A 14,388-nucleotide genomic window follows, 5' to 3' on the forward strand; every position below is an offset into this window, starting at 1 on the left:
AGAAGCGGGTGCGGCGCCCATGCCGCACCGCGTATACTCGCCGCGTAGAAGGAGACGTGGTCGTGAAACGAGAGAGCAACATTACGCGGAGGGGCGTCGCAGTCCGACGGGAAGTCGAGGACCTCGCCGTCGACGGCGCGATCCAGCCGATCGTCGAGGCGCTCGACAGCCACCTCGGCGTGATCCTGGCGTCGAGCTACGAGGTTCCGGGCCGGTACACGCGCTGGGACATCGGCTTCATCGATCCCCCGCTCGTGCTCGTCTCCCGCGGCCGGGACTTCCGGTTCACCGCGCTGAACGAGCGCGGGCGCGTGCTCCTGCCGGCCATCGAGGAGTCCCTCCGGGGCTACGACCCCATCGAGGCCGTCGAGCGCCGCGCGGACGAGGTGGTCGGCGCGGTCCGGCCGGCGGGCGAGCGGGTGCCGGAGGAGCTGCGCAGCCGGCAGCCGTCCATCTTCTCGGTGCTGCGGCGGATGATCGAGCTCTTCGGGGTCCCGGGCGATCCGCTCTTCGGGCTCTACGGCGCGTTCGCGTACGATCTCGCCTTCCAGTTCGAGCCCATCCGGCTCCGCCTCGAGCGCCCGGCGGATCAGCGGGATCTCGTCCTCTACCTCCCCGACGAGATCGTCGCCGTCGACCACCGCCGCGAGCGGGCGACGCGCACGCGCTACGAGCTCAAGTTCGGCGATCGCTCGACCGAGGGGCTGCCGCGCGACGGCGCGACGCGGGCTTACGTGGGCGCGCACAGCGCGCCGCCGAACGAGTATGCGCCGGGCGAGTACGCCGCGCTGGTGCGGGTCGCGCGGGAGTCGTTCAAGCGGGGCGATCTCTTCGAGGTGGTCCCCGGCCAGACGTTCTACGAGCCGTGCCCGGCCGCGCCCACCGAGCTGTTTTACCGCCTGCGCGAGCGCAACCCCGCGCCCTACGGCTTCTTGATGAACCTCGGCGAGGCCGAGTACCTGGTCGGCGCCTCGCCGGAGATGTACGTCCGCGTCGAGGGCAACCGCGTCGAGACGTGCCCCATCTCGGGCACCATCCCGCGCGGCAGCGACCCGATCGCCGACGCGGCGCAGATCGCGCGCCTGCTCGCGTCCGCGAAGGACGAGTCGGAGCTCACGATGTGCACGGACGTCGATCGCAACGACAAGTCCCGCATCTGCGTGCCGGGGAGCGTGCGCGTGATCGGCCGCCGGCAGATCGAGATGTACTCGCGGCTGATCCACACGGTCGATCACGTCGAGGGGCGGCTGCGCGACGGGTTCGACGCGCTCGACGCGTTCCTGGCGCACACGTGGTCGGTCACGGTCACGGGGGCGCCGAAGGCCTGGGCCATGCAGTTCATCGAGGATCACGAGCGCTCCCCGCGCGCGTGGTACGGGGCCGCGGTCGGGATCGTCGGCTTCGACGGCAGCATGAACACGGGGCTGACGCTGCGCACGATCCGGATCAAGGAGGGCGTCGCGCAGGTCCGGGCGGGCGCGACGCTGCTCTACGACTCGGATCCCGACGAGGAGGAGCGCGAGACCCACGTGAAGGCGTCGGCGCTCATCGACGCGATCCGGAGGCCGCGCGGGGTGCCCGCGGCGGCGCCGGCGGCGATCAACCCGGTGCCGGGGGGCGGCCTCAAGGTGCTGCTCGTCGATCACCAGGACTCGTTCGTGCACACGCTGGCCAACTACCTCCGGCAGACGGGCGCCGAGGTGGTGACGCTGCGCGCCGGCTTCCCGCACGAGGAGCTCGACGCCTACGCGCCCGATCTGGTGGTGCTCTCGCCGGGCCCTGGAACGCCGAGCGATTTCAACCTCTCGGGGACGCTCTCGGCGCTGCTCGAGCGGCGGCTGCCCGTGTTCGGCGTCTGCCTGGGCCTGCAGGGGATGGTCGAGCACTTCGGCGGCAAGCTCGGCGTGCTCGACTACCCGATGCACGGCAAGGCCTCGAAGGTGCGCGTGCTGGGCGGGCGCATCTTCGAGGGGCTCCCGCGCGAGTTCCACGCGGGGCGCTACCATTCGCTCCACGCGCTGCGCGACGCGCTCCCCTCCTCCCTGAAAATCACGGCGGAGACCGAGGACGGGGTCGTGATGGCGATCGAGCACGCCGAGCTGCCGATGGCCGCGGTGCAGTTCCACCCCGAGTCGATCCTCTCGCAGGACGACAACGTGGGGCTGCGGCTCGTGCGCAACGCGGTGGCCGAGCTGCGTCGGGGGCGCGAGGTTGAAGCGGTAAAGCGGTAAGGCGGCGGCTGGGGATCCCGGATCGCCCGCCCCGCGAGAGGGAGTGAGCCGCGCGGCGCACTCCCTCTCGCGGTTCTGCTGAACCGATTCAAACCACAAAATGAAAAAGCGCCGCCGGGGCCTCGGGGGGGGGGAAAGGCCACGCCAGCGACGCTGGGCTGCCTTAGTGCACCGAGCGTGCCATGGCGTCATTCCGTCGTAGTCGGGCATTTCGCAGGGTTGTCCGGGGCGATCGTTGCGCTTCTGCAATTGCAGCGCTGCACACCTGCAAAATCGGCGAGCCGCGAGGACAGTCTTGCGGCGCCAGGGAAAGCTCAGGTCGGGGATCGCGAGTTTCCCCTTCGCTGCACAAAGACACCCTTGCTGTATGCCATGAAGAACCCGAGCCGCAGGGCGTTGCGCTCCGTGGGGATACCCGGGCTCGCGCTGATGCACGCCAGAAGGCGACCCCGCTCGCGCACCCGCTCCAGGCGGCGGACGATGAGCCGCTGCTGAATGCCGCGCTCGCGGAACCGGGGGAGCACCGAGGCGCCGAAGAGCGCGGCGCCGTCGCCGGCGATCTCCACGCTGCCGCCGCCGGCGGGCTCGCCGTTCACGAGCGCCAGGTACGAGTCGCAGCCGGGCTGCGCGACGACACGGCGGGTGATCTCGAAGAGCGCCGGCGTGATCGGCTCGTCCTCGGCCCTGAAACCGCTCGTCGACACCTCGATGAACGCCCGGACCTGCGCCTCGTCGCGCGGATCGACGCGCACGATCTCGAGCCCCGCGGGGCCGTCGTGCGGCACCAGCGCGCGGAGATCCTCGTCCGGCGCGATCTCGCGCGCGAGCACGTTCTCGAACTCGCGCAGCACGAACCCGCGCTCGGCGAGGCCGCGCACCAGCGACTCGTGCGCGAAGGGGCAGACCTGGATCTGCGGCTCCATGCCGCGCGCCGCGTAGAACGCCACGAGGCGATCGAGGTCCTCGTCGGAGATGGGCCCATCGAGCCCGAGCCCCGCGGCGAAGTTGCCCCAGGAGCCGTCTCCATCGAAGGCCATCCACCCGCCCGCGATGGGCTCGGCGCAGGCGACCACGGAGGAGGTGCCGAGCGCCAGCCGGCGCTCCTCGATCCGGGCGATCTCGACGTACGAAAGCTTCGGCATGGGCGTGTACCTCATCGGAGAATCGGAGAAGACAAGGGCTCGCGTGACGCGGCGCCCACCATCCTAGTACCTCGCCGCCCGAGCTCTCCCCGATTCCAGAGGACGTCGGGCCGCTCGGCGCGGCCTCCCGGGCGGCGCGTTCGGCCGCCGACGGCGCGCCGCCCGGCAGCGGCCGAGCGCGCCGCCGCCCCACGATCTCCGCTCGCGCGCCCGCGCGCGTTGCGACTATGCTGCGCTGCCATGAGTAGGATCTTCCGTTCACTTCCCCCGGCCGGCACCCACCTCGGCATCGCGTTCTCGGGCGGGCTCGACACGCGGTGCGCGGTGGCGTGGCTCTCGCGCAACGGGCTCAAGGTGCACGCGTACACCGCCGACCTGGCGCAGCCGGACGAGGACTCCCCCGGCGACATCCCGCCGATCGCCCTGCAGCACGGCGCCGTCTCCGCCAAGCTGGTGGACTGTCGCGACGCGCTCGTCCGCGAGGGCATCCTGGCCATCCAGTGCGGCGCCTTCCACCTCTCGACGGGCGGCAAGAAATACTTCAACACCACGCCGCTCGGCCGCGCGGTGACCACGACCGCGATCGTGCGCGCCATGCGCGACGACGATGTCCATGTCTTCGGCGACGGCAGCACGCACAAGGGCAACGACATCCAGCGGTTCTATCGCTACGGCATCTTCGTCGACCCCTCGCTCAAGATCTACAAGCCCTGGCTCGACCCGAAGTTCGTGGGAGAGCTCGGCGGGCGCAAGGAGATGAGCGAGTACCTCGAGCGCCACGGCCTGCCCTACCGCATGGGGACGGAGAAGGCGTACAGCACCGACGCCAACGTGCTCGGCGCGACGCACGAGGCGAAGGATCTCGAGCACCTGAACACCGGGATCAAGATCGTCCAGCCCATCATGGGCGTCGCCTCCTTCCGGCCGGAGGTCGCCATCGAGGCCGAGACGGTCACCCTCGGGTTCGAGCGCGGCGTCCCGACGACGATCAACGGCAAGCGCTACGGCTCGCTGTTCGAGCTGTTCGTCGAGTGCAACCGGATCGGCGGGCGCCACGGGCTCGGCATGAGCGATCAGATCGAGAACCGAGTGATCGACGCGAAGAGCCGCGGCATCTACGAGGCGCCGGGCATGGCCCTGCTCCACGCCGTCTACGAGCGGCTCCTGTCCGCCATCCACAACGAGAACACCCTGGACGTGTACTTCACCCAGGGCCGTCGCCTCGGGCGCCTGCTCTACGAGGGCAAGTGGTACGACCCCGAGGCCATGATGCTGAAGGACGCGCTCTCGCGCTGGATCGCGCCCGGCGTGACCGGCGAGGTGACGCTCGAGCTGCGCCGCGGCGACGACTACAGCATCCTGAACACGCGCGCCGATTACATGGCGTATGCGCCGCACAAGCTCTCGATGGAGAAGGTCGAAGAGGCCTATTTCACCCCGGAGGACCGCATCGGCGCGCTCGAGCTCCAGAACCTCTCGGTGACGGACAATCGCCAGCTCTTGATCCACCTCATCGAGAGCACCCAGGCCCTCGGCCCGGGCGGCGCCCCCGCCATCGGCGAGCTGCTCGGCGGCGACAAGCCGAAGGAGTGACCGGGCGAGGAGGCGCGCTTCCTCGCCCTTCGCCGCGCGCTGCGCGGGCGCGCGCCGCCTGGCCGCCGGAGCTGCCCGGCTGCTCACCCGGAGCTGCTCACCTGAAGCTGCTCACGTGAAACGTGAAGAAGTGTCCGGGCGAGCCCCCCTCCTGTACCGGGCGGGGTTGCGCTCGGTCCACACCTGGGTCACCAAGAACGGGCGAACGCCGGCCCGCCGCGAGCGGTGCCGGCCCAGGGAGGTGGTCATGAAGACGCTCATCATCCAGGCGCTCGCCGCGGGCATCGCGGTCCTCATCGGCGCGAAGCTCATGCCCGGCGTGCGGATTCGCAGGACCCAGACGGCGCTCGTCGTCGCCGCCGTGTTCACGCTGCTGAACCTCCTCCTCGGATGGCTGGTGAAGTTCCTGGTCGCCGTGGCGCTCCTGCCCGCCGCCATCCTCACGCTCGGCCTGGCCTACCTCTTCTTCGGCCTCGTCGTGAACTCCGTGCTGCTCTGGGCGACGGACAAGCTCATCGACGACTTCGAGATCCGGGGCCTCGGCCCGCTCTTCGGCACGGCCGCCCTGGTCTCCTTCGCCGGGTGGCTCCTGCCGCGCATCCTCTGACCTGCCCCTGACCTGCCCCAGATCTTCCGGCCGACACGGGCCGCACGGCCAGCGGGCGGAGCCGCGCCGCGGCGCCGTCGGCCGCGGCGCTCCTCGCCGAGGGCCTACCAGCGGTGGTGAACCGCCGCCCGCAGCCGGCGATCGTAGATCTCGCGGATCTTCGCCATCGTCTCCGGCGGTAGGGCGGGCAGGTCCGCCGCGCTCGCGTTCTGGTCGACCTGATCGGGCCGCTTCGCCCCGGGGATCACGCACGTCACCGCGTCCTGCATGAGGATCCACCGCATCGTCCACGCGCCCATGCTCACGCCGGCGGGCACGAGCGGGCGGAGCTCCTCGACCACCTCGAGGCCGAGGTCGAAGTCGACCCCGGAGAACGTCTCGCCCTTGTCGAACGCGGCGCCCTCGCGGTTGAAGTTGCGGTGATCGTCGGCCGCGAACGTCGTCGCGGCGCTCATCTTGCCGGTGAGCAGCCCCGAGGAGAGCGGCAGCCGCGCCAGGATCCCGACCTGACGGCGCTTCGCCTCGGGGAAGAAGAGGTCGGCCGGGCGCTGCCGGAGCACGTTGTAGATGATCTGCACCGACTGGACGCCGGGATAGTCGATCGCCTTGAGCGCCTCTTCCACCCGCTCGACGCTGACCCCGTAGAAGCGGATCTTGCCCGCCTTCACCAGCCGATCGAGGGCGTCGAACACCTCGGGTCGATAGTAGACGTCCGTCGGCGGGCAGTGCAGCTGGACGAGGTCGAGCGCGTCCGTCTCGAGGTTCTTCAGGCTGCGCTCGATGAACGCCGTGAGGTTCCCCTCGTTGTAGCTGTCCGCCGTGTGCGGGCTCAGCCGCCGGCCCGCCTTCGTCGCGATGACGATCTCCTCGCGCCGCTCCCGCCGCAGGCGCGCGAGCAGCCGCTCGCTCCGGCCGTCGCCGTACACGTCCGCGGTGTCGAAGAAGTTCACGCCGCGATCGACGGCCCGGTGCAGCGCTGCGACCGACTCCTTGTCGTCGACGTCGCCCCAGGTGCCCCCGATCGCCCAGGCGCCGAAGCTCACCGAGGAGATGCGGAGACCCGTCCTGCCAAGAGGTCGATATTCCATGGCGGCGCATACAACCAGATTTTTCCGCCCCCGGCGAGCGCGCCTTTCCACCGGCCCGCGCGCGCTCAGGCGGGCTCGACACCGCGGCGGCGGTGCGCGCGCTTGCTCCGCTCGACGAGCGCGACGAGCTCCTCGCGCGTGACGCCGAGCCGCGCCGCGGTCCGATGCGCGAGCGACGTCCGGGCGACCCCGTCCACGAACTGGTACGTCGGCCACTGCTGCGCGTCGAGCTCGACCTGCAGGAACACGAGCCGATCGACGGGCCGCTCCCGCTCGAGCCGCGCCGCGAGCTCCAGGAAGTGCGTCGTGATGAAGGCCTGGGGGCGGAGCTCCGCGAGGAGCGAGATCACGAGCTGGAAGATCTCCTCGCCCTCCGACGGGTTCGTGCCGGAGCAGAGCTCGTCGAGCACCACCATGTCGCCGACCTGCATCGCCTCGAAGAGCGACCGGATGCGCAGGAGCTCCATCCCGAGGCGGCCCTCGCTCTGGTCGGCCTGCGCCTGCTCGATCAGCGACACGAAGAGCCCGTGGCACGGCGACAGGCGGGCCTCCGCGGCCGGCACGAAGAAGCCCGCCTGACCGAGCATCTGGGCGAGCGAGAGCGCCTCGAGCAGCCGCGTCTTTCCCCCCGAGTTCGGCCCGGTCACGATGACGGTGGCGTCGTGGTGCTCGGTCGCGATGTCGCACGCGACGATGCTCGCCGAGGTCGCGAGCAGGAGCGGGTTGAAGAGCCCCCTGAGCGCGCGCCCGGGGGCCTCGTCGCGCGCGCCGCTGGTCCAGGCGAGCTCCGGCAGGCAGACGGCGAGCCCGGCCGCGCGGGCGCGCTCGCGCAGCGCGAGGCCGGCGAGGTAGAACTCGAGATCTCCGAGCAGCTGGACGAGCGCGACGAGATCGTCCTCGATGCCGTCGAACACGCCGTTGACGTAGCGGGCGAGCACCTCGTCGTCGCTGAATCGATATCCGCGCCACAGCATCACGAGCTTCGTGACCACGCGCCCGATCGGCGACTGATAGAAGCGGTTCTCGCTGTTCTCGCGGATCGACAGGGCGCGGAGATCGCGGACGTGGCCGTCGGCGCCGACGCGGATCCGGACCTCGAGCGTCGCGAGCCCCTCGTCGTACGCGAGCAGGTCCGCGAGGCGGCGGTACGCCTCGGTCTCGCGCACGGCCGCGCCGAACGCCGGGAGCCGCGCGAGGCCGGAGCGGGCGCCCGCGAACCCGTCGGCGAGCGCGTCGAACGCCTCCTTCGCGGCGACGAGGATGTCCAGCCGGCGGCGGCTGCCCTCCCGGCGGGAGATGGAGATCGTCTCCAGCTGGCTCACCCAGCGGCGCAGCGCCGCGTAGGCGCGCGCGAGGTCGCGGCGCAGCGCCTCCGAGCCGGTGAGCTCCCGGAAGATCTCGCGCCGGAGCTCGACCGTGTCGCGGTCGCTCGGCGGCTGGGAGAGGGCGCGGCCGAGCAGCGCTGGGCTCGGGATGCGCGTGCGCCCCTCGGTCGTGAAGTGCAGGCAGCCCACGATGAGCTCCTGCAGGAAGACGTGCTGCGCGAAGCGGGCCGGGTCCCAGGTCGACGCGGGCAGCGACGCCGACTCGACGTGCCGGTCGAGCGCCCCCGCGGGCGCGCCGCCCGCGAAGGCGAACGCCAGCGACTCCTTGACGGCCCGCGCGTCGACCCGGAGCGCCGGCCGGTGGGAGAGGAGGTCGGGCGCGGCGCGCTGACCGGGCGAGGCGTCTGGCAGGACGGGTTCCGGCGGCGCCGCGCTCACGATCTCGAGCCTACGATGGGTCGGGCCGGAGCGCTCGTCCAGCGTCCGGCGCCGCCGCTCTGCGGTGGCCAGGGAAGATCTCGGCATGGCGGTCCCGACACGCGCGCCGCGCGGTTGTTCCCGAGCGGCCGGGATCGACCGCGTTCATGGCACGGCGCCTGCCTGGGTGTGCGGCCGGAGAGGCACCATGAGCTATCGCTGCACGATGAGCAGAATGCGCTGGTTCTCCGGCGCAACCGTCCTTGCGCTCGCCCTCGTCGGCACCGCCTGCAGGAGCGAGAGCGAGAGAGCGGAGGGAGCGGTCCGCGAGCCGGGGGACCGGAGCACGGGCGACAGGAACGCTCCGCCTGAAGGCCAGAACCAGAAGCCCGGCCAGGAGGCGCGCGAGCAGGCCGAGCGCGTGGGCAACAAGGCCGAGCAGCTCGCCCGGGAGGGCCAGGAGCTCGGCCGGGAGGCGCGCGAGCAGGCCGAGCGCGTGGGCAACAAGGCCGAGCAGCTGGCCGAGCAAGGGCGCGAGGTGGGCCGCGAGGCCAACGAGCAGATGAACCGGGTCGGCGAGCAGACCGGCGCGCTGAAGGGCGACCGGAGCGCAAGCGCGCGCGAGCAGGCGGCGCCGACGCCGGCTCCCAGAGACCAGGGCGCACCGCAGGGCCGAGAGGCGCAGGGCCAGATGCAAGGTCGAGAGGCGCAGGGCCAGACGCAGGGCCGAGAGGCGCAGGGGCAGACGCAAGGTCGAGAGGCGCAGGGGCAGACGCAAGGTCGAGAAGCGCAGGGCCAGACGCAAGGTCGAGAGACGCAGGGCCGCGAGGCGAAGGGGCAGACGCAAGGCCGCGAGACGCAAGGCCATACCGGCGGTGCCAGAGACAAGGGTCAGGCTGGAGGCGCCGTCGCGAGCACGCGCGACACGTGGACGCAGGAGGCGAAGGACAACGATTACCAGGTCAGCTTCAACCGCGACGGCTCGGTCGTCGCCACCAAGGAGTCGAAGGGCTCGGGCGAGCGGCAGGCCGATGAGGCGCTCCGCAACGCGGTGGGCGGCAAGCTCGCGGACAGCGACCACGAAACGGTGAAGAAGCTGAGCGTGACGGTGCACAACGGGGTGGTCACGCTGCAAGGCAAGGTCGCCAGCGTGAAGGAGGCGACCGAGGCGGTGAAGGAGGCCATGGAAGCCAAGGGCGTCACCAAGGTGATCTCCCAGATCCACTACGGATCATCGCCGTGACCTCGGCGCTCCAGCTGCCATGAGCGCCGGGCACGCCGAGGGGGGAAGAATTTGAACCACCGAGGCACAGAGGGCGCAGAGGGAGGAGAGAGAAAGGCAATTTCTCTCTCCTCTGTGCCCTCGGTGCCTCGGTGGTTCCTTTTCTCTTCTCTCTTCTCCTTGGCTCGGCGACGCCCTACCCATCTTCGCCCCACGGGTGCTCTCGGCCGTGGACGCCGCCTGGACTCGACCGTTCAGTTCGTGGGCCGCAGCTTGACGGAGCGCTCGACCGACTCGTTCGGGGTGAGCGTCAGCATGATCGTCTCGTCGAAGCTGCCGGACCGGGACACCACCACGACTTGCGTGCCCACGGGCAGCTCGGTCTTGAGCGGCGTCTTGCCGAGCGTGTTCCCCTTCCAGCTCACCGTGGCGTCGGGCGGGTCGCTCGCGATCACCACGCTCACCTTGGGGGCCTCGTCCGGCTTCTTCTCGACGGCCTCCACGGCCTCCGCGCCGCGCGCAGCGGCGGCGGCCACGGGAGGCTCGACCGCGGGCGCGCGCTTGCTCGCGACGAGCAGCGCGCCCCCGGCCACCGCGGCCAGCACGGCGAGCCCGGACGCTCCGAGCAGGTAGCCGCGCCTCGAGGGCGACGAGGGCACCGTCGTCGTCGCGCGCAGGCTGACCGAGTCGCTCACCGGGGTCCTGGGCCGCTCGACGCCCGAGCCTCGCTCGATGCCCGAGCCCCGCTCCAACCCCGAGCCCCGCTCGATGCCCGAGCCCCGCTCCATACTCGAGCCCCGCTCGATGCCCGAGTTGCTGGGCTCGCCGACGTAGGGGAGCCTGCCGCCCGAGCGAGAGCTCGACGGACCCGCCGAGAGGCCGATTCCGCTCAGCGTCACCTGGCCCGAGCCCTCGCTGATCATCATCGAGCTCGTCACCCGCTCGATCTGCGCCTTGATCTGCTGGCGGATGCTGGCCCTGCTCTCCGCGAAGATGCCCCGCATGCAGGCGCCGAGGAACTCCCCGCGCACGTCCTCGCCCGACCACTGCAGGTAGCTCTCGAGCACGTCGCACATCTCCTGCGCCGTCGCGAAGCGCTTCGACGGGTCGCGCTCAAGGGCCTTCGCGGCGATCTGGTCGAGCGCGATCGGGATCCCCGGCACGACCGTCGAGAGGCGCGGAATCTTCCCCAAGAGGAGCTGATGCATCACGGTGATCTGATCGCCCTCGAACAGCCGCCGCCCGGCGAGGAGCTCCCAGAACACGACGCCCACCGCGAAGATGTCCGCCCGGCGATCCACCGTCTTGCCCGCCGTGACCTGCTCGGGCGCCATATAGGTGAGCTTGCCCTTGAAGGTCCCGCTCTCCGTGTTGGAGGAGTTGACGGCGGCCTTGGCCACGCCGAAATCGACGAGCTTCACCGCGCCGTCGTACGTGATGAAGATGTTGTGCGGGGAGACGTCGCGATGCACGATCCCGAGCGGCTTGCCATCGAAATCGCAGAGCTCGTGCGCGTAATGAAGGCCGCGCAGCACATCGGCGACGATCCGGATCCACGTGCCGCGCACCAGCCCGCCGGTGCCGGACGCCCGATCCATGGCCGCCTTCATGACGCGCTTGAGCGGCTGGCCCTCCAGGTACTCCATGACGATGAAGTACCCTTCCTGGTCGCTGCCGACCTCGTAGGTCTGGACGACGTTCGGGTGGTTCATGCGCGCCGAGAGCTTGGCCTCGTCCATGAACATGAGGACCTGGCGATCCTCCTCGTCCGCGAAGCTGCGGAGGCGTTTGACGACGACCAGCTTGTTCACGGAGGCCGGCCCGTGAGCCATGGCGAGGAAGACGTCCGCCATCCCCCCGCGGCCGAGCTTCGCAATCGGACGATATCGGCCGAGCCCAAGCTGGGTCGGCGTGTCTCTGAGGATCGACGCTCCCTGTTCTCCGATCACACCCACCTCAGTATGCAAAATTCATTAATTGTGCGTCCAAGTCAATACGAAGAGTTTGCGTTTTCGTCATCGGAGCAACAGACGCAGCGGGCCCGGTGAAGTGAAAAACCTGGAGCCGTGTGGTCGAGAGAGATGCGAAACGACATCCGAGCACATGCGCTCACGCGTGCTCCGCGCATTCCTGCACGCGCGCACCCGCGCACCCGCGCGCTGCTCGAGCGCCGCGCGGCCGCCGCGATCGCCGTTTGTTCGCTGCTCGTTCCCGGTCCCCCGCTCCGCGTTCGATGGCTGCTCGTTGGCCGCTTTCGCGGCCCCTTCGCGCTTCTTTCGACGGACGCTCGCCGGAGGGGAGCCGGTGCAGCCGAGCCGTGAACGTGGCTTTCCTGCCGGCGACGGCGCCAGGTGGACCGCGCTGCCGACGCGGGGATCGCCGCAGGCGGTGATTCAAACGTAACAAAGACAACGCCGTGTGCAACGCGCCACGGCGCGCTCGGTCGAAAATCCGACAAGGTCCGCGCGCCGAGCCCGACAGTGCGCCCGGCGCCCCGGCCGCGCAGCGGCGCTATCGCCGGACCGCGATGACACCGGCGAGCTCGAAGTCGAGCGGGATGCCGTCGGGCTCCCGGTAGGCCTCCAGGCGGGCCGCGAACTCGTCGCAGAGCGGCTGCAGCACCTCCGGAGGGAACTCCCGCAGGGCGGCGTGGGTCACGAACCCGCTCTCCTGCAGCCAGCTCGCCACCTGCGCCCCGGAGCCGAACCACAGCCGGAACCGGTGGGTCCACGCCTCCACGGTGCGGAGCCCGCCGCGCTGGAGCGCCTCGCTGACCTGCCCGGGGCTGTCCGGGACCGGCAGCGCCACCCGTCCCAGGTTGAGCTCGTCGACCATCCGGCAATAGACCGCATAGGCCTGCGGGGTGCTGCTCGAGAGGTTCGTCAGGATCCCCGCGCGGCCGCCGGGCCGGACCATCGGCCCGAGGCACGGCAGCGCTGACCGCCAGTCCAGGTAGGCGAGACAGAAGCGCAGCGTGACGACATCGAAGCTCGACGCCTCCGCGCGGCGGATGAAGAGCTCGGCCTCGGCGCGCCTCGTCGAGAGCGCGAGCCCGGCGGCCCGGGCGCGGGCCCGGGCGGCCCGGAGCATCTCCTCGGAGCAGTCGACGCCCACGACCTCGCCGGGCGCGACCCGCCGGAGCATCTCCACGGTCTCGATCCCCGTGCCGCACCCGAGGTCGGCGCACCGCGCGCCAGGAACGAGCCCGAGCCCCGCCGTGAGCCGATCCTGAGGCTCCCTCATGTGGCGCCCCCATCGGTCGTCGTACCGCTCCGCGATCCGGTCGTACACGGACCGCACCAGCTGATTCGCGCTGTGCACCCCCGCCGCGCTCCTTCCCTGCTCAGGCGGCCTAGGCGCGCTGGATCCAGAGGATCCGGCGGGATCTGACGGTTCAGACCGGCGCCCCCCGCCGCCGGCCCGCAGGCGAAGCGAGAACGATGCCAGGCCCAGCAGGGCGCCGGGCCGGCGATTTATGTACAGCCGCTCAGCTCAGAGCTTCCAGAGCGCGCAGCCCCAGTGGACGCCGGTCCCGAGCGCGAGCACCATGGCGAGCTGCCCCTTCTTCACCCTGCCGGCGCGCATCTCCTCGTCGATGAGGATGGGCACGGTGGCCCCGCTCGTGTTGCCGAATCGGTCGATGTTGCTCGGGAGCTTCTCGACCGGCACGCCGAGGTCCTTGCGGATGTGCTCGTTGATGCGGCCGTTCGCCTGGTGCGCCAGGAACACGTCGATCTGCTCGATCGAGACGCCCTGCGAGGCGCAGAGCTCCCGCGCGGTCGCCGGGAGCTTCGTCACCGCGAACTTGAAGAGCTCGCGGCCGTCCATGCGAGGGATGTGGGCGTCGTCCTCGAACGAGCTCTGCTTCCAGTACGGCCGCGCGCGGAAGCCGCCCCCGGGGACGTAGAGGAGCTCGGCGAAGCGCCCGTCGGAACAGATCTTGTTGCCGCGCAGGCCCGCGTCGCGGTCGGTCGCGCGAAGGACGAGCGCGCCCGACCCGTCCCCGAACAGGACCGCGAGGTTCCGGTGGCGGTCGGCGCGCGCCCGCGCCTCCGGCGTGGCGGAACGGCCGTTCTTCGGGTCGAGCGCTCCCCAGTCCTCCCAGGGCATGAAGCCGGCGTGCGCCTCGGCGCCCACGAACAGGATGGTCTTGGCGGCCCCGGTCTGGATGAGCCCGTCGATCGTCTGGAGGCCGAACAGCATCGCGGCGCACTGCTGCCGGATATCGAGCGCAGGGACGCCGGGGATGCCCAGCTTCGCGCCGAGCAGCGCCCCGGAGCCGGGAAATATGTAGTCCGGCGTCATCGTGGCAAAGAGGATGTAATCAATCTCCGACGGTGAGATTCGCGCGGACTCGATGGCGCGCTTCGCCGCCTCGCACGCCAGATCGCTCACGCCGACTCCGTCGGGCGCATAATGTCGCTGGCGGATGCCGGAGCGCTGGTAAATCCACTCGTCGGAGGTCGTGATCACCCGCGCGAGGTCGTCGTTGGTGACAGGTTCGCCGGGCACGTAGTGCCCCGTCCCGATGATCTCAAATCCCATCTTTGCCACAGAGCTGCCTTACTCGAACCGCACGCCCGCGGCGACCGGGAACCGCACGCGGCCGCGCCCGAAACCCGACGGCGCGACGCGGCGCGCCGCACGCCCCCGCAGCCGCATTCAGCCGCCGCGGGAGCGATGCGCCCTGCTTGACGGCCGCTGGCGCTCCGGATAGCCTGCCGCCTCCCTGGGCGCGCTGGGTTCGCCGCTGAGCCGGGCCG

At 70.9% G+C, this 14,388-nt stretch carries 10 protein-coding genes; 4 read left to right on the top strand and 6 right to left on the bottom strand.

Features of this window, described 5'->3' with window-relative positions; all coding sequences use genetic code 11:
• Positions 1 to 56 precede the first annotated feature (56 nt).
• A complete protein-coding gene (locus NQZ70_RS32100) occupies positions 57 to 2,231 on the top strand; it encodes an anthranilate synthase component I (protein ID WP_129577630.1) in 2,175 nt (724 codons plus the stop codon).
• A gap of 314 nt (positions 2,232 to 2,545) precedes the next feature.
• On the opposite strand, the gene NQZ70_RS32105 is transcribed toward NQZ70_RS32100, so the two are convergent.
• Complete coding sequence (locus tag NQZ70_RS32105; RefSeq protein WP_129577631.1) at positions 2,546 to 3,373, bottom strand: hypothetical protein; 828 nt, start codon at positions 3,371 to 3,373, stop codon at positions 2,546 to 2,548.
• A 240-nt stretch (positions 3,374 to 3,613) separates the two neighbouring features.
• Between NQZ70_RS32105 and argG the strand changes: the two genes are divergently transcribed.
• Positions 3,614 to 4,966: an argininosuccinate synthase gene (gene argG / locus NQZ70_RS32110; protein ID WP_129577632.1), complete on the top strand. Its 1,353-nt coding sequence runs from the start codon at positions 3,614 to 3,616 to the stop codon at positions 4,964 to 4,966.
• Positions 4,967 to 5,081: 115 nt separating this feature from the next.
• Positions 5,082 to 5,573: a phage holin family protein gene (locus NQZ70_RS32115; protein WP_237244236.1), complete on the top strand. Its 492-nt coding sequence runs from the start codon at positions 5,082 to 5,084 to the stop codon at positions 5,571 to 5,573.
• A 104-nt stretch (positions 5,574 to 5,677) separates the two neighbouring features.
• Here the strand turns inward: NQZ70_RS32115 and NQZ70_RS32120 are convergent, their stop codons facing one another.
• Both NQZ70_RS32120 and NQZ70_RS32125 read right to left on the bottom strand, forming a co-directional pair.
• Positions 5,678 to 6,661 carry an aldo/keto reductase gene (locus NQZ70_RS32120; protein WP_129577633.1) on the bottom strand — a complete coding sequence of 328 codons (984 nt, stop codon included), beginning with the start codon at positions 6,659 to 6,661 and terminating at the stop codon, positions 5,678 to 5,680.
• 65 nt (positions 6,662 to 6,726) lie between these two features.
• Entirely contained in the window at positions 6,727 to 8,511 is a 1,785-nt protein-coding gene (locus tag NQZ70_RS32125; RefSeq protein ID WP_237244237.1) for a MutS-related protein, read from the bottom strand.
• A 100-nt stretch (positions 8,512 to 8,611) separates the two neighbouring features.
• Between NQZ70_RS32125 and NQZ70_RS32130 the strand changes: the two genes are divergently transcribed.
• Complete coding sequence (locus NQZ70_RS32130; protein WP_165374279.1) at positions 8,612 to 9,646, top strand: BON domain-containing protein; 1,035 nt, start codon at positions 8,612 to 8,614, stop codon at positions 9,644 to 9,646.
• 233 nt (positions 9,647 to 9,879) lie between these two features.
• On the opposite strand, the gene NQZ70_RS32135 is transcribed toward NQZ70_RS32130, so the two are convergent.
• The 3 genes from NQZ70_RS32135 to NQZ70_RS32145 form a co-directional block, all read right to left on the bottom strand.
• The gene (locus NQZ70_RS32135) at positions 9,880 to 11,478 is read right to left on the bottom strand and encodes a serine/threonine-protein kinase (protein ID WP_237244238.1); all 1,599 of its coding nucleotides are present in this window, start codon (positions 11,476 to 11,478) and stop codon (positions 9,880 to 9,882) included.
• A gap of 658 nt (positions 11,479 to 12,136) precedes the next feature.
• On the bottom strand, positions 12,137 to 12,946 hold the full coding sequence (locus NQZ70_RS32140) for a methyltransferase domain-containing protein (RefSeq protein WP_165374280.1): 810 nt from the start codon (positions 12,944 to 12,946) through the stop codon (positions 12,137 to 12,139).
• Positions 12,947 to 13,117: 171 nt separating this feature from the next.
• The gene (locus NQZ70_RS32145) at positions 13,118 to 14,170 is read right to left on the bottom strand and encodes a 3-oxoacyl-ACP synthase III family protein (RefSeq protein WP_129577636.1); all 1,053 of its coding nucleotides are present in this window, start codon (positions 14,168 to 14,170) and stop codon (positions 13,118 to 13,120) included.
• Positions 14,171 to 14,388 lie beyond the last annotated feature (218 nt).

It is taken from the genome of Sorangium sp. So ce836 (assembly GCF_028553905.1).
GTDB lineage: Bacteria > Myxococcota_A > Polyangia > Polyangiales > Polyangiaceae > Sorangium > Sorangium cellulosum_D.